The sequence below is a fragment of the Martinezella rhizogenes genome (assembly GCF_027460065.1).
In the GTDB taxonomy this organism is placed as follows: Bacteria; Pseudomonadota; Alphaproteobacteria; order Rhizobiales; family Rhizobiaceae; genus Agrobacterium; species Agrobacterium rhizogenes_C.
This window is the reverse complement of the sequence record NZ_JAPYZZ010000031.1, coordinates 14,126-33,626: the sequence shown is the minus strand read 5'-3', so window position 1 is coordinate 33,626 and position 19,501 is coordinate 14,126. Positions and strand designations below refer to the sequence as shown.

Here is a 19,501-nt window from a genome sequence, read left to right as displayed (position 1 = left end):
AAAGATCGAGATGTGCTTTTGCAACGTCGCATCCGATGTAAACAGGGTGTACCATGGCAAGCCTCATCCTGTGCTACGAGGTCCGCGCTCACGGCCTCTGTCAACTGTTCAGGTTGGGATTATCAAGAGCGGGCGGAGGCCAAAGCCAGCAAACGGTCTCAATCGACCAGGACCCCGACGGCCTTCCGCCCGCAACCCTTATACCATAACTCCAATACACAGGACCCCGGATCTAGTCCGGGGTGACGGCGTACAACAACCAGCTCACTACCCTCTGGCTGGCTTCAGAATTCCGTCCAGTCATCACCCTTCACCGCCAGCGCCGCATTGCCGCGCGTGGCAACGGGACGGGCCCTTGTGGGTGCTGCGACGGGTGCGGCCGGAACGCGCGCGGGGCTTGCGGCGCGCTGCATATGCCGCGCCGTCTCCCGCAAGGCAGAGGCCTGCTGGCCCAGCTGGAACTGTGCAAGCAGGGCCTGGAGATTGGCGCATTCCTGCGCGAGACCGGCACCGGCCGCATTCATTTCCTCGACCATGGCGGCATTCTGCTGCGTGGCCTGGTCCATGTGGTTGACGGCGGTATTGACCTCGGAGAGACCGGCCGACTGCTCCTGTGCCGCCGTGGCGATGGCATCCATATGGGTGTTGACGGACAGCACCAGCTGCTCGATTTCGGAAAGTCCGACACCTGTATCGGCCACCAGCTTCACACCCTCACCCACCGCAACGGCTGATGTGTTGATGAGCTGCTTGATTTCCTTGGCCGCATTGGCGGAACGCTGCGCCAGTTCGCGCACCTCCTGTGCAACGACGGCAAAACCCTTGCCGGCATCGCCCGCCCTTGCCGCCTCGACGCCCGCATTCAGCGCCAGAAGGTTGGTCTGGAAGGCGATTTCGTCGATGACGCCAATGATCTGGCCAATCTGGCGCGAGGAATGTTCGATGCGTTCCATCGCGGAGACGGCATCGCGCACCACCTTGCCGGAAAGATCGGCCTTGGTCCTTGCTTCCCGCACCGTGTCGCGAGCCTCGCCGGCGCGTTTGGAGGTGGCGGAGACATTGGCGGTAATCTCTTCCAGCGCGGCGGCGGTTTCTTCAAGCGAAGCGGCCTGCTGCTCGGTGCGGCGGGAAAGATCGTCGGACGCCGACGAAACCTCATGGGCGCCGCCATTCACCGTCTGCACGGACTGGCCGACACTCGTCAGCGCCTCGCGCAGCTGGTGCACGGAGCTGTTGAAATCGTGTCGCAACGCTTCGAATTGCGGTGCAAACGGCGTGGCGATCTCGCAGACCATGTCGCCGGAGGCGAGACGGCGAAGACCGCCCGCCAGCGAACCCGTGGCCTGGTTGAGCCGTTCCTCGGCCTCGGCCTCGGCGCGCTGCTGCAGCTCGATGCGGTCGCGTTCGGCCTGCTCGCGGTTGGCGACGGCGTCCGCCTCCAGCTGCCGGTTGCGGATGGCCGCTTCGCGGAAGATTTCCACGGCACGGGCCATCTCGCCGATCTCGTCGCCGCGCTTTGCGCCGTCGATATCGATTGCAAGATTGCCGCCCGAAAGCGCCATCATCGCATTGGTCAGGCGGCTGATCGGCCGGGTGACGCGGCCGACGATGACGGCAAGCGAGACGATGCAGAGCGCCAATGTGGCGATGAAGACGGCCAGATAGACCACCGCATCGATGAAGGCGTCCTGTTTTGCCTTTTCGGCATTGGCATCGAGGATATCCATGGCGGCAGAGGCGATCTTCGCAATCGTGCCGAGATTTTCCGTGACGGTGGTGCGCCAGCTGTCCAAGGTGAAGGCCGGCGTGCGGCCATTGTTGAGGTCTTCGATGAGCTTGGTGCGCTGGGTGTTGAAATCGCCCTTGAAGTAGGTCTTGTCCGCAGTGGCGTAGATGTCCTTGAGCGATTGCGGTGTTGATTCATGCGCGACGAGATCCCCCGTCGCCTTCCACGCGAAAGCCGCGCCGGCGTCGAATGCACCGAGCTGCTGCATTTCCTGGGCGGTGAGCGGCCGGTTCTGCGCCACGGCGGCGTTGAGGACAACGGTGGCGCTGCCGCCAAGCGCACGGGCGGACCAGCCGTAGGAACGCAGCTGGATGAGGCCTGTCTGGCCCTGATCGAGAGAGCGGACAGCACCTTCCAACGCTGTCGAGCCGGCTTCCAGCGAGGCGAGGAAATCGCTGCCGAGCGTCATGACGGTCTTGTCGAGCCCGGCTTCACGCCGGTCGAGCGGCTGCGAGACATTGGCGTCGACCTTCTTTCTGAGCTCGACGAACTGTGCATAGACATCCTTCACGCGCTTGAGCGGACCTTGCAGCCTCGCATCTTCAAGCGACGAAGACTGTGTGAGGAACGCCGTCATGGCGGCATCCACCTTCTGGCGCGCTGCCGTAACACTGGCGATGCTGCCTGCCGACTTCGATGGATCGAGCGTCAGCGCCGTAGCGCTGTCGCCGCGTTCACTGCGGAAATTCAAAAGCGCGTTGAAAAGAAGCTTGTCCAGCGAGACGAACTGCGCAACCTCCGAAAAGGCGCTGGCGCGATTGACCGAGCGCCACGATTGCGTGCCGACCAAACCGGCAAGTGCAAGGCTGATGAGAAGGAAAAAACCGACAAGTATATTACGAATGCTGAAAGACATCTGGCGGCCCCCGCTAGCCGGAAATGAAGATGCCGCAAACTAAAATAAGCTTGTCTAAAATTGGATTAAACTCCCCCATCTTTTTGGGGATTTTTTGCGCCGCAACAAAAACGGCCATGACCGGACGAATGCCTGCCATGGCCGCGTTTAACGCGATGGATGCGGATTTCAGACGTCCGTGCCCAGACGCGCCCAGTCCATATAGAGATCAAGCGCCTTGCGCGCGACCGGGCCTGCCTGCAATTCGCGGTCATCCAGCTTCACGACGGGCGAAACCTTGGAATAATTGCCCGAGCAGAAGATTTCATCGGCCTCGCGGAAATCCTCGACCGACAGGGTCGCTTCCTGGACTTCGAAACCGGCCTGACGCAGAAGGCCGATCACACGCGAACGGGTGATACCGGCGAGGAAGGTGCGGTTCGGCACGGGCGTGAAGACGACACCATCCTTGACCATGAAGATGTTGGCCGAAGCGGATTCGGCGACATTGCCGTTCATGTCGCGCATCAGGGCATTGTCGAAACCGCGCGCGCGGGCTTCCAGAATGGCGCGGCCGCTATTGGGATAAAGGCTGCCGGCCTTGGCGTCGGTCATCGCGGTTTCCGGCGACGGACGGCGCAGCGGCGAAACGGTGAGCGTCAGCGGCTTGCCGGCATCCATCGGCGCTTCGAACAGGCAAAGCGCAAAACGGGTGGAGCTGGCATCCGGTGCCACGACGCTGCCGGGCATGCCGTGTTCGGCCCAATACATCGGCTTGATATAGATCGCCATCCTGCCGTCAAATTTCCCAACGCCTTCCAGCGCTAGCGTCTCGATCTCTTCCGCCGTCATGGTCGGCTTCATGCCCATGTTGGTGGCGGAGCGATTGACACGCTGGCAATGCAGATCGAGATCGGGCGCCACGCCATCGAACCAGCGTGCGCCGTCGAATACCGTGGAGGCCAGCCACATGGCATGCGAGGTCGGGCCGATGAGCGGCGGATTGCCGGGCAGCCATTGACCGTCAACATAGGTCCAGGTGGTTGATCGAGGTGCGGTATCGACGCTCATAACGGTCTCCTGTTGCAAGCATTTCCGTCTGGCGAAAACGCTCCGTCTTTTTGTCTTGATGCATTGCCGGACGCAAAACGCTTCGCGTTCACAACCGGGCATGTGCTGGAAATCGGCCGGAGTGAATGCCTCTCGCCCAGACAGGTCAAGTTTTAATTGCCGCCATATCTGATTTTGATGGAAAATAACAAATGGAGGCCCTGGCAAAGACATTTTGTGAGGTGAAACAAAAGGTTGATGAATAGAATCATCACAATAATTCATGCATCGGATGATGGCGGCGCGATTTCGCGCATGCGATGCTGAGGCCCTGACGGCGTTTGCAGCGCGCTTCGCCCGTCCTCGTTCGCCCATCCGGATGCGACGGTTCCGCAGGAGGAAATCATGGCTTGGTCCGCCCACCAATATCTGAAATTCGAAGACGAGCGGACGCGGCCCGCAAGGGACCTTCTGGCCCAGGTGCCGCTGGAGCGCGTGTTGAACGGCTATGATCTCGGCTGCGGCCCCGGCAATTCCACCGAGCTTCTGACCGATCGTTATGGCGTCAACGTCATCACCGGCATCGACAGCGACGACGACATGCTGGAAAAGGCGGCGGACCGGCTGCCGAACACCCGTTTCGGCAAGGCCGATCTTTCGCAGTGGCGGCCGACCCAGAAAGCCGACCTGCTTTACGCCAACGCGGTTTTCCAGTGGGTGCCGGACCATCTTGCCGTTCTATCGCAACTGATGGACCAGCTGGAAAGCGGCGGCGTTCTAGCCGTGCAGATGCCTGATAACCTGCAGGAACCGACACATACCGCGATGGAAGCGACCGGCGCGAACGGCCCGTGGAAAGAGACCTTTGCCGACGGCGGGCTGCGCCGCAAGCCCCTGCCCGCGCCATCCGACTATTTCAACGCGCTGGCGCCGAAATCGGCCCACGTGGATGTGTGGCACACCGTCTATAATCACCCGATGAAGGATGCGGACAGCATCGTCGAATGGGTGAAGGGCACGGGGCTGCGCCCCTATCTCGCCGCCGCCGGCGAGGAAAACCGCGAAGCCTTCCTCGCCGATTATACGCAACGCATCGCGGCGGCCTATCCGCCCATGGCGGACGGCCGGTTACTGCTGCGGTTTCCCCGGCTTTTCGTGGTGGCGGTGAAAAAGTAGGGCAAAGAACTCGACGCCGCGCTGTCGCACGCTGCCCACCTCATTCCTGTGCCTGTCACAGGAATCCAGCCGACGCGCGTCTGCGCGGCGGGAAGAGTCCTTTCAGCCCAAGGACTTGGGCTGGCTGGATCCCTGTGACAAGCACAGGGATGAGGAGAGTGCGGAGTACGGGGCGCGGAAGCCGAGTGCCGAGTGCCGAGTGCCGAGTGCCGAGTGCGTGGACTAAGGCGAGTTTGCGTCACCAACCAGCCCAAACCTCTTTTCGTTAGCCCGCGAAGGCATAGACCCGAAGGCGATGGCTGTCTGGGTCGGCGGCCGTAAAGGTATAACCGAACTCCATTTTCGCGGGCTGCTGCAGCATGGCGACACCCCTTGCCTTCCACCCGGCAAAGGTCTCATCCACCTGCGCATCGTTTTCGACACGGAAGGCAAGCTCTCCGCCGCCGCCCGTCACCGATGCCCGGGGCTCCACGGTGTGCCGCGACCAGAGGCCGAGCTTCATGCCGTTGGCAAGGACGAAGAGGGAAAAGGTCGGTGAGGATTCGACGGGATCGACACCCAGCAGCGCCTTGTAAAACTCCGTGCTAGCAGGCGGGTTGTCGACATAGAGGATGGTGAAATCGGGGTGGGTCATGGTCGTTCTCCTGTGTTGCGGATGAACGGTTTCTAGACCCGCCTGCTGTCAGTTTTTGTCAGCATGATTGCGTCGCCGCTGTTTTTCCCGCTCGCGCCATTCTTTCAGCAGGGCCTGACGCCGGCACGGGTAGCGACTGTCGAGCGGGCGGAAGCTTTCGATGCGGTCGGCCCGAAAACTGCGGAAATCCTGCCGGGTCTCGCACCATGCCAGCACCACCCGCACCAGATCGAAAAAAGCGAGCGCAAAGGGCCAGATGACCCGCTCCGTCATCTCTCCCTTTTCATCGCGATAGGTCATCGCCACCTTGCTCTCTTTCCTGATTGTCTCGCGAATGGCGGCCAGATCGACATGGATGGCGGCAAGGCCCTGCCCGGGACCTACAAGCAGGGTGGAATTGTCGAGTTCCTCGCGCAGGGCATCGGGCAGAACGGCAGCGATCTTGACGAGCGCGGCGCGCGCGGACTCGGCCAGTCCCGCATCGGCGCGGCCCGCCACCCAGCGCGAGCCGAGCACGAGCGCCTCAATTTCCTGCTGCGAAAACATCAGCGGGGGCAGAAGGAAACCCGGGCGTAGCACATAACCCACACCGGCCTCGCCCTCGATATCCGCGCCCTGTGCCTGCAGCGTCGCTATATCGCGGTAAAGCGTGCGCAGGCTGACGCCGGTCTCAGCGGCAAGGGCCGCGCCGCTGACCGGCATGCGGTGGGAGCGCAGGATCTGCAGGAGATCAAGAAGCCGTTGTGAGCGTGACACGCGAGATTTCCTTCCATCCGCATCGTCGGATCATACCGGTGACGTTTCCCGGCATCCCGAGGGGTAACCCCGCCCGTCGCCGGGCGCAACCGTGCAAAAAAGGGTGGACAAGCCCGCGCTGCCATCATGTAGATAGGGGCCAGGATTTTGCATCCTCGCCACCATCCAGGCCTTTCGGGTTTTCGCCATGATCGTTCGTTCAAAACCGAACCTGCTGCAGCTTTTCTTCATTGTGCGCGGCTCCATCATCGTCCGCATCTTTCCGCAGGTGCTTGCCGTTTTTGTGCTGTCGACGCTGGTTGTCTGGGCGCACAAGGACCGGCCCGATCTGGTGCCGGCACTGAACGGTGCGCCGTTTTCGCTGCTCGGCATCGCGCTTTCGGTGTTTCTCGGCTTTCGCGCCAATGCCTGTTACGACCGCTGGTGGGAAGCCCGCAAGCAATGGGGCGCGCTGATTACGGTGGCCCGCACGCTGGCACGCCAAAGCGCGCTGCTCGAGAGCCGGCAGGATGTGGCCGAACCGGTAGCGCGCCGGCGGGTGATCGATCTTGCCATCGCCTTCTGCCACACGCTGGTCTCGTATCTGCGGCCCGGTGAGGCGACCACCGCAACCCGCCTCATCCCGGACGATCTGGCCGCGACCTATGCCCGCAGTCGCAACCGGCCGGACATGCTGCTACGGGAAATCTCCGGTGCTTTCATCTCCGCCAACGCCAAAGGGCAGATCAGCGATATCCAGCTGCAGATTCTGGATGCCACCGTGCAGCAGATGGCGGCCGCGCAGGCTTCGTGCGAGCGCATCCGCCACACGCCGGTTCCCTTCGGTTATTCGCTGCTGCTGCACCGCACCGCGCATCTTTTCTGCCTTCTCCTGCCGTTCGGTTTTACCGATCTGCTCGGCTGGGCGACGCCATTTACCAGCACGCTCGTCGCCTATACGTTTTTCGGTCTCGATGCCCTGTCCGACGAGCTGGAGGAACCCTTCGGCACAGGCCTCAATGCACTGCCGATCAATGCGCTCGCCACCACCATCGAGATCAACCTGCGCGAGGCGATGGGCGAGACCGATCTGCCTGTAGACCCGCGCCCGGTGGACTATGTGCTGATGTGATATCATTCCGGCACGGTTGAAACCGATCGCTCCGACACCAGTTAAAGAAAGGCGGCTTCCCCATCCGGCCCCTTCCGCCGGCCATGTTTTCAGCAAACAGGAGAGACACCCATGTACGACGTCAGCGCGAACGGCGCGAATATTCCCGCCCTCGGTTTCGGCACCTTCCGCATTCCGGAAGACGATGTCAGGCGCATTCTGCCGGAAGCGCTGAAACTCGGTTTCCGCCATGTCGACACCGCCCAGATTTACAAGAACGAGGGTGCCGTCGGTGAAGTCATCGCGCAATCGGGCATTTCCCGGCACGATATCTTTCTCACCACCAAAGTCTGGGTGGATCGCTACCGACATGACGATTTTCTCGCCTCCGTCGATGAAAGCCTGGCAAAACTGAAGACTGATTATGTCGATCTGCTGCTTCTGCACTGGCCGCAAAGCGATGTCCCGCTTGCCGAGCGCATGGGCGCACTGAACGCGGTGCGCAAGGCCGGCAAGGCGCGCAATATCGGCATTTCCAACTTCAACGTGGCGCTGACCGAAGAAGCGGTGAAACTCTCCGACACGCCGCTTGCCACGAACCAGATCGAATATCACCCCTATCTCGACCAGACGAAGGTGATTTCAGCGGCCCGTAAACACGGCCTGTCGGTGACGGCCTATTATCTGATGGCTGACGGCAAAGTGCCGAACGATCCTGTTCTGAAGGATATCGGCGCGAAGCATGGCAAGACCGCCGCACAGGTGACCTTGCGCTGGGCGGTGCAGCAGCCGGATATCGTGGCGCTTTCCAAGACCGCGACGGAAAGCCGCCTCAAGGAGAATTTCGACATTTTCGATTTTGCGCTCACGCAAGAGGAAATGCAGGCGATCCACGCGCTTGCAAAGCCGAATGGCCGCATCGTCAGCCCCGGCCACCTTGCGCCCGATTGGGACGACTGAGGCGGTCCGCCGGCCGGTTCGGCCTCACCGCTCGGTAAAGGCGAGCTTCGCACCCAGCGCCACGAAAGCGGCGGCGAAGCTGCGCCTGAACCAGATAAGCACGGCCGGGCGCGACACGACCTGCCGCCGGACCGAGGCGGCAAAACAGCCGTAAAGCGCAAAGACCAGAAATGTCATGGCCATGAAGATCAGCCCGAGCTCGATCATGCGGCCTGTCGGCGAAAGCTCGCCCGGTGCGATGAACTGCGGCAGGAAGGCGAAAAAGAAGATCGACAGTTTCGGGTTCAGCAGATTGATGAGGATCGCCTCGCCGATGACACGGGTGGCTTTCTGAGGCTCCCTCGTATCGTCGATCTTCAGTGCGCCGTTCTCCCGCAGCGTGTTCCACGCCATGTAAAGCAGATAGGCGACCCCCAGATATTTGACGATGCCGAAGGCCAGCGCGCTGGTGTGCAGAATGGCGGCAAGGCCGGTGATGGCGGCGAGCAGATGCGGCACGATGCCGAGCGTGCAGCCGAAAGCCGCGATGAGGCTCGCCCTCGCCCCCTGCGAAAGACCGGCGGCCAGCGTGTAGACCACGCCGGTTCCGGGAGAAGCGGCGATGATGAAGGATGTGATGAGGAATTCGGGTGTCATGGTGCGGGTCTGTCCTCTTGGGGTGGAGGACGGAAGCATGATGATGCGTGGGGTGGGTGTCTTGGATGAAATTGCAGCGCCACATCCGCACACCGTCATCGCCGGATTGCAGCGTATTCCAACGATGAGTTGATGCGCCAACTCCTCTCCGTCCGTCATGCCGGACCTGATCCGGCATCCAGCCAGCCCAAGTCCTTGGGCTGAAGGGGCTTTTTTCGCCGCGCAGACGCGCGGCGGCTGGATTCCGGCTCAAGACCGAAATGACGGAGAGGATGTGGTTTCTCTCACGTTCCCATCTCAATTTAAATGAACAGCGAAGGACTTAGCGCGGCAGGTCGAAGAAGAGCGAAGATCAGCCGCCTGTCGCCGCCCGATACACTCCCGGTGTCACTCCGACTTGGCGTACGAAGAACCGGTTTAGATGGCTCTGGTCGACAAAACCGGCGATGGAGGCGGCCTCGGCGGGCGGGGTGCCTTCGGCCAGCGCGCGGCGCGCCAGATGGACGCGGCGCTGGAGAAGGTAACTGTGCGGGGTCAGGCTCGTGGCCTTCGCAAAAGCCCGCAGGAAGCGGAACTGGCTCATGCCGGCCTCACTGGCCAGATCGGCAAGACGGAACGGCCGGGCGGGGTCATCATCGATGCTGCTTTTCGCGCGCTTAATGGTGTCGGGCGCAGCCATGACAGGCGGTTTGGCCGCTGTCTCCATCGCGGCCGCCAGAAGCATCAGCAGGGTCTCGTCACTATCAAGAGTTTCGCCCGGCCGTTCTTTCGCCGTGACAGCGGAAAAAACAGCGTTAAACCGCTCCGCCAGAGGTCTCGTATCGACGGGATAGGCGAATTCGAACGTGCCGCGATCCTTTTCGCTGATATCGGCAATGGCATCGCGGACGATCTCGATGTCGAGATAGAGCATCCGCCACGCGCGGCCACCCTCCCCGAGCGGAATGCCGTCATGCACCTCGCCCGGATTAACCGTGATGACCTGGCCGGCGCCCGCCTCCACCATGCCACGGCCGGAAAGGGATTTCTGCGCGCCGCGGGCGATGAGACCGATGCCGAACTGATCATGCATGTGGCGCGGGAAGGAGCGATCGCTATCCGCCACCACGGCGGCAACGCCGGGCAGAACGGTTTTCGGCATCAGGAACTGGGCTTGGCCCATGAAAGCGCGCGCTCCGCGGATAAGAGCGCGACGCTATCACAGGATGTCCTTGTGCGACAGACGCCGACGCTCAAGGATGCATATGGTTGATCATGGCGAAGACCTGATCGAAATTGCCGCTCTGCGCGGCAAAACGCAACGGCTTGCAACGTTCCACCACGACTTCCTTCTCATCCGGGCGGTTGGAGAGAATATCCATCACCTCTGAAATGAAAGCCTCGAGCGGCATGGCTCTTTCATCATTGGCCTGCCCTTCGCCCATCAGCGTCGTCTGCACATAGGGCGGCACGATTTCGATGACCTCTACCGGCGTCTCCTTCAGCTGCTCCCGCAGCGTGACGGAATAGGCATGAATGGCCGATTTTGTGGCGCTGTAAGTGGGGGTCAGAACCATGGGCACGAAGGCGAGGCCAGAGGAGACCGTCAGCACCGTGGCGGCCGGCTGCTTGAGGAAATGCGGCAAAAGCGCCGCCGTCAGCCGGATCGGGGCGAGAAGGTTGGTCGCAATGGTTTCTTCCGCCGTGTCGAGATAGTCAGGCGCGGCGGCGATATCTTCCGGCCGCATGATGCCGGCATTGTTGATGACGGCGTTGAGGGTGGGATGGGCTTTTACCAGCGCGTCGGCAAAAGCGCGGATGCCTTCGGCGTCGCCCGCATCCATCACCATCGAGGCCATGCCGGGGTTGGCGGCAGTCACCTCGTCGAGCACAGCCTGGCGGCGGCCGGAAATGATGACCCTGTTGCCCGCCTGATGAAACGCTTCCGCCAGCGCCCGGCCGATGCCGGAACCGCCGCCGGTGATGAGAATGGTATTGCCCGAGATTTTCATGGGAACATCCTTTGCTTGTTGGGTGAAAGGAAATTAGCTATGATACTCTCCAATCGAAAGTAGGCACCCAAAAGATTTATACTTACCCAAAGGAGAGTGTAAGATGAAACGGCACGTCGCCGATCCGGCCATCGAAAGCCGGCGCAAGGTTCCGCCGCCAGCGGAGAGCGACCCGGCGATAGAGGCGCTGGTTCAGGATATCATTGCGAAAGTCGCCGACAAATGGACGATGCTCATTCTGGAAGTGCTGGAAGAGCATGGGACACAGCGCTTCACGCAGATCGGCAAACATGTGGGCAATATCAGCCAGAAGATGCTGACGAAAACGCTGCGGCAGATGGAAAGCGACGGGCTGGTGCAGCGCACCGTGCATCCCGTCATTCCGCCGCATGTGGATTATGGCCTGACGACCCTTGGCCGCACACTCGGCAGCGCCTTTTGCGGCGTGTGGATCTGGGCGGAGACGCACCATGCCGAAATAGAAGAGGCGCGGCGGCGGTTCAATGAACAGCCGCCGCGCCCTGCGATGGCGTAACCGCCTCAAGCGAACTGGCTGAGGCCCGGCACCGATGCGATCACCTGGTCAACGACCTCATCGCCCGCATGCTGGCGGGCAACGGCGATGGTTTCCTTGGCGAGCGTGGAAATCTCGCTCATGCCGAGGCCCTGGCTCATCAGCTGCTGACCGAGGCCCATGATGCCGCCGCCACCGAGCGCGCTCATCAGGCCGCCGAGCAGACCGCCACCGCCACCGGTGCCTTCGCCATTATACTGGGCAACCAGATCGCTGGCGCCGGGAATGGCTTCGATCATCCGGGCGATCGGGCCGTCTGCCGCCTCGCGCTGGAGAAAACCGAGAATCATGCCAATGGCCTTTTCAGCCAGTTCAGGGTCGATCCCCGCCTTTACGGCGATCTGATCCACGACTTCGTTCATTCTTGCCTCCTGTTGAAAAACGACGCCAACATCGAATAACTGACGTTAACGTCAACGTAAAACAATCTCATATCGCATTCAAGCGGCCATGAATGGTGCGGCAACTTTCATCAAGCGGTTTTTATTGATCGCCATCAAGCAGTTGTTGCGCCTTGAAACTGTCCTTATAAGATCATCACAACCAAACTATGAAAAGGCCGCTTTCGCGAGGAACGGCCAAAGCATGCCAGCTACGCATTCATTCGGACATGACTTTTTACAAAATCTACCGCGATTTTAAGGGTCATGCATCAGCCGCAGGAGAAAATGGTCGATGTTGCAGGACGGACAGCTCTATATCGGCACCAGCCGCAATCCGGACGACAGCCTCAACAAAGGCGAATATCTGGAACTGAAATTCGGCAACCGCCACGGCCTCATCACCGGCGCGACGGGTACGGGCAAGACCGTGACGCTGCAGGTGCTTGCCGAAGGCTTCTCCAAGGCCGGCGTGCCGGTGTTCTGCGCCGATATCAAGGGTGACCTTTCCGGTATCGCACTGGAAGGCGAAGCGAAAGACTGGGTGCAGAAACGCGCCGAACAGATCGGTTTCACCGATTTTTCCTATAGCAAGTCGCCCGTGATCTTCTGGGATCTCTACGGTGAAAAAGGCCATCGCGTGCGCGCCACCATCGCCGAGATGGGGCCGCTGCTGCTTGCCCGGCTGATGGACGCCTCGGAAGCGCAGGAAGGCGTACTCAACATCGCCTTCAAGATTGCCGATCAGGGCGGGTTGCCGCTGCTCGATCTGAAAGACCTGCAATCGCTCTTGAACTATATGGGCGAAAACGCAACCGAGCTTTCCAATCAGTTCGGCCTGATTTCCAAGGCCTCGGTCGGTTCGCTGCAGCGTGGGCTGCTCGTTCTCGAACAGCAGGGTGCTGCCAACTTCTTCGGTGAACCGGCGCTGAAGATCGCCGACATCATGCGCGTCGGCGCGGACGGGCGCGGCACGGTTTCGGTTCTCGCCGCCGACAAGCTTATGATGAATCCGCGCCTTTACGCCACCTTCCTGCTCTGGATGCTGTCGGAACTGTTCGAGGAACTGCCTGAAGTGGGCGATCCGGAAAAACCGCGCCTGGTGTTCTTCTTCGACGAAGCGCATCTGCTGTTCAACGATGCGCCGCGCGTGCTAGTGGAGCGCGTGGAACAGGTCGTGCGTCTCATCCGCTCCAAGGGTGTCGGCGTCTATTTCGTGACGCAGAACCCGCTCGACGTGCCGGAAACCGTGCTTGCGCAGCTCGGCAACCGCGTGCAGCATGCGCTGCGCGCCTACACCCCGCGCGAACAGAAGGCGGTTCGCACCGCCGCCGACACATTCCGCCAGAACCCCGCTTTCAGCACCGCCGATACCATCACCACGCTGGGCACGGGTGAAGCGCTGATCTCTACCCTGCATGACAAGGGTGCACCTTCCATCGTCGAGCGCACGCTCGTACGTCCCCCCTCCGGTCGCGTCGGGCCGCTGACGGATGCGGAGCGCAAGTCGCTGATCGATCTCAGCCCCGTCTCCGGCCAATATGACAAGGATATCGACCGGGAATCGGCCTTCGAAATTCTTGCCGCCCGCGCCCAGAAGGCGGCGGAAGCGGAAGCCGCCAAGCGCGCCGAGGAAGAAAATGCCGCCAACCAATCCGACAACGCCTCGGGGCGCTGGCGCCTGCCCGGCTTTGGTGATGAGGAACCCAAACAGGCCTCGACCACCGGCGCCCGCAAGACGAGCGGTTATCAGCGCGAAACGGTGATCGAGGCGGCAATGAAAAGCGCTGCCCGCTCGGTTGCGACTTCGGTCGGCCGCGCCATCGTGCGCGGGATTTTGGGAAGCCTGAAGCGCTAGAAACAAGCGCGCCGCCTGCCCCTCGATGGGCGGGCGGCGCTTTAACGTCGCGGCGGTTACTTCTGACGATAGAAGATCATGCCACCGTGATGGAGCACATCATCGACGAATTCGCCGTCGGCCGTGAAGCCGGTATCGTCCCAATAGTCGATGTGGTTTCCCTTCACCTCATAACGTCCCTGATAGGCGCTTTTGCGTTTGCCGCGCGCCTCGTCATAACGGCCGTCAGGCAAAAGCTCCTGACGAATATGGCCGTCGCCCGTGACCCACATGCCGACATAAGGGTGATTCTGGACTTGAGCGGTTTCGGTCATCTTCATCTCCATGGCGTTGTCTGCCTTGCGGGTCTCCGTCTCGGCGGAAGCCGTCGCGAGCAAAACCGCAACTGATGTCGAAACAATATTCATGGCCACATCCTCCTCAGGCAGCGGTGGGGCGGATGACGATTTCATTGACATCGACATCATCGAGTTGCTCGATGGCGTAACGCACCGCACGGCCGATGGCGTCGGGTTTCAGGGCGATGGCCCGGTAGCTCTGCATCAGTTCGGCGGCGGCAGGATCGGTGATGGTGTGGGCGAGTTCGCTTTCCACCACGCCGGGGTGAATGCAGGTGACGCGCAGGTCACGGTTCTCCTGACGCAGCCCGTCCGAAATCGCCCGCACCGCGAATTTCGTCGCGCAATAAACGGCAGCCGTCGGTGAAACCGCGAGCGCGCCGATGGAGGCGATATTGATGATATGGCCGGAGGCACGCGCCGTCATTTCCGGCAGCACGGCGGCGACGCCGTAAAGCACGCCCTTGATGTTGACGTCGATCATGCGGTCCCATTCGTCGACTTTGAGCGACGACATCAGCGACAGCGGCATGATGCCGGCATTGTTGACGATGACGTCGATCTGCCCGAAGGCCTTGCGCCCGGCTTCGGCAAAAGCCTCGACGCTCTGCCTGTCCGTTACGTCAAGCGGATGCACGACGACCTCGGCACCCTTCCGGCGCAACTCTTCCGCGAGGACCTGCAAACGGTCCATGCGGCGTGCGCCGAGCACCAGCTTCGCCCCCGCGCCCGCAAGCTCCCTTGCGATGCCCTCACCGATCCCGCTTGATGCACCCGTGATGAGAACGACTTTGTTAAATGTCATGGCTTTCTCCTTGCTGTTGCGGCCGTTTTCTTCTGGAAGCGACCGTTGCAGGGAAGATAAAGCTTTGGCATTGTCGTGATAATTACCTCAATCGTAACTTCCATGGATAGAACTTCTAACCAATGAATATCGATCTCAATGCACTTTCAACCTTCTGCCTTGTAGCCGAGGAGCGAAACTTCCGGGCGGTGGCGGACAGGCTCGGGGTCACGCGGTCCGCGGTCAGCCAGACCATGCGCAAGCTCGAGGAGACCATGGGCATAGCGCTCGTACGGCGAACGACGCGCAGCGTCAGCCTGACGGAAGCGGGACAGCAGCTTTATGCGGATGTGTCGCCGTCGATCGGCGCGATCGCGCAAGCGGCACAGGCCGCGTCGTCCTTAAGCGGCGCGGTGCGGGGGCAGCTTCGGCTCGCCGTTTCCTCCATCGCTGAGCGCTTTCTCTCGGGACCGCTGCTGGCGAGTTTTGCCGACGCGCATCCCGAAGTGCAGCTCGACATCGTCGTGACCGACGAAGAGTTCGATATCGTTGCCGAACATTACGATGCCGGCGTGCGCCTTGGAGAGCTTATTGAACAGGATATGATCGCCGTTCCGGTATCGGCGCCACAGCGACAGCTCGCCGTCTGTTCCCCTGAATATCGCGACCGTTTTGGGCTGCCGCAGCAGCCGCGCGAATTGATGGGTCACAGGTGCATCGGCTGGCGGGCGCGTCCGGGTGTTGCGCCTTATCGGTGGGAATTTGCCGATAACGACCGCGAATTTGCGGTGGCGGTGCAGCCGGACTTCACCACAAACGACATGCAGCTGATGATCAAACTGGCATGCGCCGGCGCGGGCATTACCTTCGGCATGGAAGAGACGTTCCGTCCCCATCTGGAAAGCGGGAAGCTCGTTTCGATGCTGGAAGACTATTCGCCTGTATTTGCTGGGTTTTATCTTTATTATCCCAGCCGCCGCCACATTGCGCCGAAGCTGCGCGCCTTCATCGACCACGTCAGGCTATCGAGAGAGCGGTAATCTGCCGGAACGGGGCCCGGCAGATCGTTTTCGAAAAGAAGAGATTATTTTTTCTGCGAGACCAGCGAGAAATAGGCGCCCTGCGGGTCGACGCAGTTGACGATCCAGCTCTCGCCGGGAACTTCCATGGGCCCGTTGACGACCTTGCCGCCGCCGGTGCTGACGCGGGTGATGGCGTCCTCGATGCCATCGACATTGAAGTAATAACCCCAATGGCAGACGGGAACCTGCGGCATGCGTTTCATGATGCCGCCAACGGCTTTGCCCTTGTGGGCGAAGATGCGGTAAGGGCCCATCTCGCCCATGTCGAAATCATGGTCCTTGGTCCAGCCGAACACGTCGCCGTAAAAAGCCATGGCCTCATCGACATTGTCGGTGAAGAGTTCGTACCAGCCGACATGGCCCTGCTTGGCCTGCATATCCTCGGGGAAACCGCCGGTTTCCATCGGCAACGGCGTCATGATGCAGAGCACCGCACCATAGGGGTCTGCGACCACGGCAAAACGACCGATTTCGGGAATATCCTGCGGCGGGCGTCTGATCGCGCCGCCCTTTTCGGCGAAAAGTTTCGCCGTGGCGTCGACATCGTCGACATCGACATAGGCCGTCCAGTTCGGGGGAATGCCCTGGCCCTTATGCTCTTCCGTCAGCTCCATGACGCCGCCCATGCCTTTACCGTCTGCTTCCAGCACCAGATAGGGCATTTCCGGAGAACCGAAATCCTTAGTCTGCCAGCCGACGACATGCCCATAAAAGCGGGCAGCCGCCTCCATGTCGGGCGTCATCAATTCGACCCAGATGAATTTTCCATGTGTATCGGACATTGTCGTCTCCTCTGGAGATTGGGTGCGTGGTGTAGTTCAGTTAAGTGCCCGCCGCAGGACGCGGCGGCGCTTGTCGTGCGGCCAGAACCCGGCGCGGTTTACGTCTTGCGCCGGAACTCCGATGTCATGAAGGTCTTGAAGGTGCCATCCGGCTGCTTGACGCTGCCGGAAAAGCTGCGGTGATTATCGTCATGCAGCACCAACACGTCGTGATAGGTGGCGGTGTCTCCGGAACCGTCAAAGGCGGGACCATCCGCCTCCAGCGTCAGGGTCTTGCCGTCCTCTTCCAGCCAACCCTTGTAAACCCAGAGATGGGTCATCATCGAGCCCACCCAGGTGCCGACGAAGTTGCCCCTGGCCGGGTCGAAACCAACCGTGATCACGGCCGTCATGCGGTCGCCGTCAGGCATTCCGCCACTGCCTTCACCGATGACCCACAAGCCGCCGATGGAGCGGACGGTCTCGGTGAAACGCTGGTTGGGATCATCGGGGTTGTATCCGTCATGGCCGGCGACCATGATCCAGTCGCCGACGAGCCTCGACAGGAATTCGTGTTCCTTCTGCGGCTTCACACTTGGCATTTCCATTGTCGTCTCCTCCTCGTCTCTCTTTTCAGTGGCAGCAGGAAGCGGCCTTCGGCGCATCCTCATACTGGTCGTGGCGGCGCACCCAATCCATTACCTCTTCTTCATTACGGCCTTTTGGCACCAGATCGAGAAGCATCAACGTGCCGAGCGTCTGCTCGGCCCCGCGGGCATAAGTGGAATAAGTGTGGTAAATCTTGCCGTCCTCACCCTTGGCGAAAACGCTGATACCGTGCAGGTCCTTCAGGTCGCCATAGGGCGCCATGTCACGGTAATTGTAGGTGATTTCACCTTTGGCCATGTCCTCGTCGCGAAATGAGGCCTGATAGTCATAGTTGAAATCGTTCCCCTCGGCTGAAACCCAGGGAAATTTCCAGCCCATGCGGTGTCTGTAGCCCTCGATCTTCTCAAGCGGTGCGCGCGAAACCGCGACGAAACCCGCATCGCCATGCTTGAGGTGAATGAGCGCGCCATCGACATGATCGGCGAAGAAGGAGCAGCCAACGCAGCCCTCGTCCCAGTCCGGCGCCAGCATGAAGTGATAAACGATGAGCTGGCTGCAATCGCCGAACAGCTCCTTCAGTGACCTGGGGCCGGAAGGCGCATCGAAGATATAGTCCTTCGTCACCTCCTCCCAGGGCAGCGCGCGCCGGGCCTCATTCAGCCTGTCACGGGCGCGGGTCAGTTCCTTTTCCTTCACCAGCAGATCGCGGCGGGCCGCAAGCCACTCCTCCTTCGAAACGACGGGATGAGACATGATCTTTCCTCCTTGGATCCGTCTTTCACCGCGGCACGCTCCGCTCCACCGGAGGGCGCCGCCTATTTCTGTGCTGAAAGGCAATAAACAGTCTGCGGAGCCTCAAGTTCCGCTTGACTAATTAGGTTGATATCAACATATTTACCGCATGTCAAACGCCGGCGTGATTCCTTTTTCGACAACCCTTCTCGTGCGAGACTCCTGTCTTTGCCTGCATGCGCAGCGTGCGGCGCGGGCTTTGGCGCGACTTTTCGACAATGCATTGAAGCCAGCGGGAATCACCAATGGCCAGTTTTCCCTGCTGATATCGCTCAACCGGCCGGAGCCGCCGCCGATGGGGCCGGTTGCCAATCTTCTGGCGATGGACCGCACGACGCTGACGGCGGCGCTCAAACCGCTGGAGCGGCGCGGGCTGGTGCGCATCGAGCCTGACCCCAAGGACAAGCGCGGCAAGCGGCTGCGGCTGACGCCGGAGGGCATGGCGGTGCTTGCAGTCGCCTTCCCCATCTGGGAACAGACCCACGCCGAAGTGGAGACAAAGATCGGCAGCGGCGACCCGGGCCGGCTGCGCCGCGATCTCATCGATCTCGGCTGACGGGATAACGCCACTTTTATCGGCAAGAATGTCATCCGGCCGTCGCGCCGGGGAGCGAAACTCAGCAGAAACGCACATCAAGGAGGAATGATCATGCGTGCAATCGTTTTTGTAAAAGCCACCAAGAGCAGCGAAGAAGGCGTCATGCCCACGACCGAACTCATGGAAGCCATGGGAAAATTCAACGAGGAACTGGTCAATGCCGGCATCATGCAATCCGGTGACGGCCTTCACCCCTCCTCCAAAGGCAAACGGGTTGTCTTCGACGGCGATAGCCGCACCGTCGTTGACGGCCCCTTCCCGCACACCAACGAACTGGTCGCCGGTTTCTGGATCTGGAATGTGAAGGACATGGACGAGGCCGTGGAATGGGTGAAGCGCTGCCCGAACCCGATGCTGGAGAAAAGCGAGATCGAAATCCGCCCGATGTTCGAGATGGAAGATTTCGGCGATGCGGTGACGCCTGAGATCGCCGCGCATGTCGAAGAACTGCGCGCGCGTGTGGGCAAGCAATAGAGCGGCGCGGGTTAAGGACCACATGGAAACGGGAGGGTGCGGCTTGCCGCATTCTCCCGAGCATTTCCAGTCGGTGCGCCGGCTACAAAGCTCGCTGTTTTGTCGTGCGCTCTCCTTCCCTCATCTGTGTTCCCCGGAACAGGAATGAGCTTGAGGGGATACCTCAACGCAAAAAACCTCGCCTCGTGTACCATTGAATTTCGTTCAAACAGGATTTGCTCTCGCACGACCTCCCACTCCAAAAGCTATTGCCTCGAACAGCCGCCGCTGTTAATCAAGGAGCAGTTCAACACGTTTCGAGAAAGGAGGCTTCGCATGGATATTTCCTGCTTCTGGC

At 60.8% G+C, this 19,501-nt stretch carries 22 protein-coding genes; 8 read left to right on the top strand and 14 right to left on the bottom strand.

Annotated features, from left to right (window positions below):
• Positions 1 to 284 precede the first annotated feature (284 nt).
• The 3 genes from O8B93_RS26905 to O8B93_RS26895 are packed head-to-tail and all read right to left on the bottom strand — an operon-like array spanning position 285 to position 3,692.
• Positions 285 to 2,642, bottom strand: coding sequence for a methyl-accepting chemotaxis protein (locus O8B93_RS26905; RefSeq protein ID WP_269712954.1), 2,358 nt, complete (start codon positions 2,640 to 2,642; stop codon positions 285 to 287).
• A gap of 13 nt (positions 2,643 to 2,655) precedes the next feature.
• A complete protein-coding gene (locus tag O8B93_RS26900; protein WP_269712953.1) occupies positions 2,656 to 2,781 on the bottom strand; it encodes a hypothetical protein in 126 nt (41 codons plus the stop codon).
• A 29-nt stretch (positions 2,782 to 2,810) separates the two neighbouring features.
• Positions 2,811 to 3,692 (bottom strand): branched-chain amino acid aminotransferase, encoded by an 882-nt coding sequence (locus O8B93_RS26895; protein ID WP_269712952.1) that lies wholly within the window; start codon positions 3,690 to 3,692, stop codon positions 2,811 to 2,813.
• A gap of 384 nt (positions 3,693 to 4,076) precedes the next feature.
• Here O8B93_RS26895 and tam point away from each other — a divergent pair, with 384 nt between their 5' ends.
• The gene (gene tam / locus O8B93_RS26890) at positions 4,077 to 4,847 is read left to right on the top strand and encodes a trans-aconitate 2-methyltransferase (protein ID WP_269712951.1); all 771 of its coding nucleotides are present in this window, start codon (positions 4,077 to 4,079) and stop codon (positions 4,845 to 4,847) included.
• A gap of 265 nt (positions 4,848 to 5,112) precedes the next feature.
• On the opposite strand, the gene O8B93_RS26885 is transcribed toward tam, so the two are convergent.
• Together O8B93_RS26885 and O8B93_RS26880 are read right to left on the bottom strand one after the other, a co-directional pair.
• Complete coding sequence (locus O8B93_RS26885) at positions 5,113 to 5,481, bottom strand: VOC family protein (RefSeq protein ID WP_269712950.1); 369 nt, start codon at positions 5,479 to 5,481, stop codon at positions 5,113 to 5,115.
• A gap of 48 nt (positions 5,482 to 5,529) precedes the next feature.
• A complete protein-coding gene (locus O8B93_RS26880; RefSeq protein WP_269712949.1) occupies positions 5,530 to 6,237 on the bottom strand; it encodes a helix-turn-helix transcriptional regulator in 708 nt (235 codons plus the stop codon).
• 187 nt (positions 6,238 to 6,424) lie between these two features.
• On the opposite strand from O8B93_RS26880, the gene O8B93_RS26875 reads away from it, so the two are divergent.
• Together O8B93_RS26875 and O8B93_RS26870 are read left to right on the top strand one after the other, a co-directional pair.
• On the top strand, positions 6,425 to 7,348 hold the full coding sequence (locus O8B93_RS26875; RefSeq protein ID WP_269712948.1) for a bestrophin family protein: 924 nt from the start codon (positions 6,425 to 6,427) through the stop codon (positions 7,346 to 7,348).
• 111 nt (positions 7,349 to 7,459) lie between these two features.
• Positions 7,460 to 8,287, top strand: coding sequence for an aldo/keto reductase (locus O8B93_RS26870; protein WP_269712947.1), 828 nt, complete (start codon positions 7,460 to 7,462; stop codon positions 8,285 to 8,287).
• 24 nt (positions 8,288 to 8,311) lie between these two features.
• Here the strand turns inward: O8B93_RS26870 and O8B93_RS26865 are convergent, their stop codons facing one another.
• The 3 genes from O8B93_RS26865 to O8B93_RS26855 form a co-directional block, all read right to left on the bottom strand.
• Positions 8,312 to 8,923, bottom strand: a complete 612-nt coding sequence (locus O8B93_RS26865) for a LysE family translocator (RefSeq protein ID WP_269712955.1) — start codon at positions 8,921 to 8,923, stop codon at positions 8,312 to 8,314.
• A gap of 352 nt (positions 8,924 to 9,275) precedes the next feature.
• Positions 9,276 to 10,085 carry an AraC family transcriptional regulator gene (locus O8B93_RS26860; protein WP_269712946.1) on the bottom strand — a complete coding sequence of 270 codons (810 nt, stop codon included), beginning with the start codon at positions 10,083 to 10,085 and terminating at the stop codon, positions 9,276 to 9,278.
• A gap of 70 nt (positions 10,086 to 10,155) precedes the next feature.
• Positions 10,156 to 10,914, bottom strand: coding sequence for an SDR family oxidoreductase (locus tag O8B93_RS26855; RefSeq protein WP_269712945.1), 759 nt, complete (start codon positions 10,912 to 10,914; stop codon positions 10,156 to 10,158).
• 103 nt (positions 10,915 to 11,017) lie between these two features.
• Here O8B93_RS26855 and O8B93_RS26850 point away from each other — a divergent pair, with 103 nt between their 5' ends.
• On the top strand, positions 11,018 to 11,449 hold the full coding sequence (locus tag O8B93_RS26850) for a winged helix-turn-helix transcriptional regulator (protein WP_269712944.1): 432 nt from the start codon (positions 11,018 to 11,020) through the stop codon (positions 11,447 to 11,449).
• Positions 11,450 to 11,454: 5 nt separating this feature from the next.
• On the opposite strand, the gene O8B93_RS26845 is transcribed toward O8B93_RS26850, so the two are convergent.
• Positions 11,455 to 11,850 carry a hypothetical protein gene (locus O8B93_RS26845; RefSeq protein ID WP_269712943.1) on the bottom strand — a complete coding sequence of 132 codons (396 nt, stop codon included), beginning with the start codon at positions 11,848 to 11,850 and terminating at the stop codon, positions 11,455 to 11,457.
• Positions 11,851 to 12,163: 313 nt separating this feature from the next.
• Between O8B93_RS26845 and O8B93_RS26840 the strand changes: the two genes are divergently transcribed.
• Positions 12,164 to 13,726: a helicase HerA-like C-terminal domain-containing protein gene (locus tag O8B93_RS26840; protein WP_269712942.1), complete on the top strand. Its 1,563-nt coding sequence runs from the start codon at positions 12,164 to 12,166 to the stop codon at positions 13,724 to 13,726.
• Positions 13,727 to 13,782: 56 nt separating this feature from the next.
• Here O8B93_RS26840 and O8B93_RS26835 read toward each other — a convergent pair whose 3' ends face one another.
• Complete coding sequence (locus tag O8B93_RS26835) at positions 13,783 to 14,133, bottom strand: Atu4866 domain-containing protein (protein WP_269712941.1); 351 nt, start codon at positions 14,131 to 14,133, stop codon at positions 13,783 to 13,785.
• A gap of 13 nt (positions 14,134 to 14,146) precedes the next feature.
• Positions 14,147 to 14,869 (bottom strand): SDR family oxidoreductase, encoded by a 723-nt coding sequence (locus tag O8B93_RS26830; RefSeq protein ID WP_269712940.1) that lies wholly within the window; start codon positions 14,867 to 14,869, stop codon positions 14,147 to 14,149.
• Positions 14,870 to 14,991: 122 nt separating this feature from the next.
• Between O8B93_RS26830 and O8B93_RS26825 the strand changes: the two genes are divergently transcribed.
• Positions 14,992 to 15,888: a LysR family transcriptional regulator gene (locus tag O8B93_RS26825; RefSeq protein WP_269712939.1), complete on the top strand. Its 897-nt coding sequence runs from the start codon at positions 14,992 to 14,994 to the stop codon at positions 15,886 to 15,888.
• Between the two features lie 44 nt (positions 15,889 to 15,932).
• On the opposite strand, the gene O8B93_RS26820 is transcribed toward O8B93_RS26825, so the two are convergent.
• From O8B93_RS26820 to O8B93_RS26810, 3 genes are all read right to left on the bottom strand, one after another.
• Entirely contained in the window at positions 15,933 to 16,712 is a 780-nt protein-coding gene (locus tag O8B93_RS26820) for a VOC family protein (protein ID WP_269712938.1), read from the bottom strand.
• 98 nt (positions 16,713 to 16,810) lie between these two features.
• Positions 16,811 to 17,299, bottom strand: a complete 489-nt coding sequence (locus O8B93_RS26815) for a DUF1579 domain-containing protein (RefSeq protein WP_269712937.1) — start codon at positions 17,297 to 17,299, stop codon at positions 16,811 to 16,813.
• Positions 17,300 to 17,324: 25 nt separating this feature from the next.
• The gene (locus O8B93_RS26810; RefSeq protein WP_269712936.1) at positions 17,325 to 18,053 is read right to left on the bottom strand and encodes a DUF899 domain-containing protein; all 729 of its coding nucleotides are present in this window, start codon (positions 18,051 to 18,053) and stop codon (positions 17,325 to 17,327) included.
• Between the two features lie 148 nt (positions 18,054 to 18,201).
• Between O8B93_RS26810 and O8B93_RS26805 the strand changes: the two genes are divergently transcribed.
• Both O8B93_RS26805 and O8B93_RS26800 read left to right on the top strand, forming a co-directional pair.
• The gene (locus O8B93_RS26805; protein WP_010971197.1) at positions 18,202 to 18,648 is read left to right on the top strand and encodes a MarR family winged helix-turn-helix transcriptional regulator; all 447 of its coding nucleotides are present in this window, start codon (positions 18,202 to 18,204) and stop codon (positions 18,646 to 18,648) included.
• 93 nt (positions 18,649 to 18,741) lie between these two features.
• Entirely contained in the window at positions 18,742 to 19,164 is a 423-nt protein-coding gene (locus tag O8B93_RS26800) for a YciI family protein (protein ID WP_269712935.1), read from the top strand.
• The last annotated feature ends 337 nt before the right edge of the window (positions 19,165 to 19,501 follow it).

Coding starts and splice junctions, on each gene's coding strand:
- O8B93_RS26905 (WP_269712954.1), bottom strand. CDS start 2,642: ATGTCTTTCAGCATTCGTAATATACTTGTCGGTTTTTTCCTTCTCATC.
- O8B93_RS26900 (WP_269712953.1), bottom strand. CDS start 2,781: ATGGCAGGCATTCGTCCGGTCATGGCCGTTTTTGTTGCGGCGCAAAAA.
- O8B93_RS26895 (WP_269712952.1), bottom strand. CDS start 3,692: ATGAGCGTCGATACCGCACCTCGATCAACCACCTGGACCTATGTTGAC.
- tam (WP_269712951.1), top strand. CDS start 4,077: ATGGCTTGGTCCGCCCACCAATATCTGAAATTCGAAGACGAGCGGACG.
- O8B93_RS26885 (WP_269712950.1), bottom strand. CDS start 5,481: ATGACCCACCCCGATTTCACCATCCTCTATGTCGACAACCCGCCTGCT.
- O8B93_RS26875 (WP_269712948.1), top strand. CDS start 6,425: ATGATCGTTCGTTCAAAACCGAACCTGCTGCAGCTTTTCTTCATTGTG.
- O8B93_RS26870 (WP_269712947.1), top strand. CDS start 7,460: ATGTACGACGTCAGCGCGAACGGCGCGAATATTCCCGCCCTCGGTTTC.
- O8B93_RS26865 (WP_269712955.1), bottom strand. CDS start 8,923: ATGACACCCGAATTCCTCATCACATCCTTCATCATCGCCGCTTCTCCC.
- O8B93_RS26860 (WP_269712946.1), bottom strand. CDS start 10,085: ATGGGCCAAGCCCAGTTCCTGATGCCGAAAACCGTTCTGCCCGGCGTT.
- O8B93_RS26855 (WP_269712945.1), bottom strand. CDS start 10,914: ATGAAAATCTCGGGCAATACCATTCTCATCACCGGCGGCGGTTCCGGC.
- O8B93_RS26850 (WP_269712944.1), top strand. CDS start 11,018: ATGAAACGGCACGTCGCCGATCCGGCCATCGAAAGCCGGCGCAAGGTT.
- O8B93_RS26845 (WP_269712943.1), bottom strand. CDS start 11,850: ATGAACGAAGTCGTGGATCAGATCGCCGTAAAGGCGGGGATCGACCCT.
- O8B93_RS26840 (WP_269712942.1), top strand. CDS start 12,164: ATGTTGCAGGACGGACAGCTCTATATCGGCACCAGCCGCAATCCGGAC.
- O8B93_RS26835 (WP_269712941.1), bottom strand. CDS start 14,133: ATGAATATTGTTTCGACATCAGTTGCGGTTTTGCTCGCGACGGCTTCC.
- O8B93_RS26830 (WP_269712940.1), bottom strand. CDS start 14,869: ATGACATTTAACAAAGTCGTTCTCATCACGGGTGCATCAAGCGGGATC.
- O8B93_RS26825 (WP_269712939.1), top strand. CDS start 14,992: ATGAATATCGATCTCAATGCACTTTCAACCTTCTGCCTTGTAGCCGAG.
- O8B93_RS26820 (WP_269712938.1), bottom strand. CDS start 16,712: ATGTCCGATACACATGGAAAATTCATCTGGGTCGAATTGATGACGCCC.
- O8B93_RS26815 (WP_269712937.1), bottom strand. CDS start 17,299: ATGGAAATGCCAAGTGTGAAGCCGCAGAAGGAACACGAATTCCTGTCG.
- O8B93_RS26810 (WP_269712936.1), bottom strand. CDS start 18,053: ATGTCTCATCCCGTCGTTTCGAAGGAGGAGTGGCTTGCGGCCCGCCGC.
- O8B93_RS26805 (WP_010971197.1), top strand. CDS start 18,202: ATGTCAAACGCCGGCGTGATTCCTTTTTCGACAACCCTTCTCGTGCGA.
- O8B93_RS26800 (WP_269712935.1), top strand. CDS start 18,742: ATGCGTGCAATCGTTTTTGTAAAAGCCACCAAGAGCAGCGAAGAAGGC.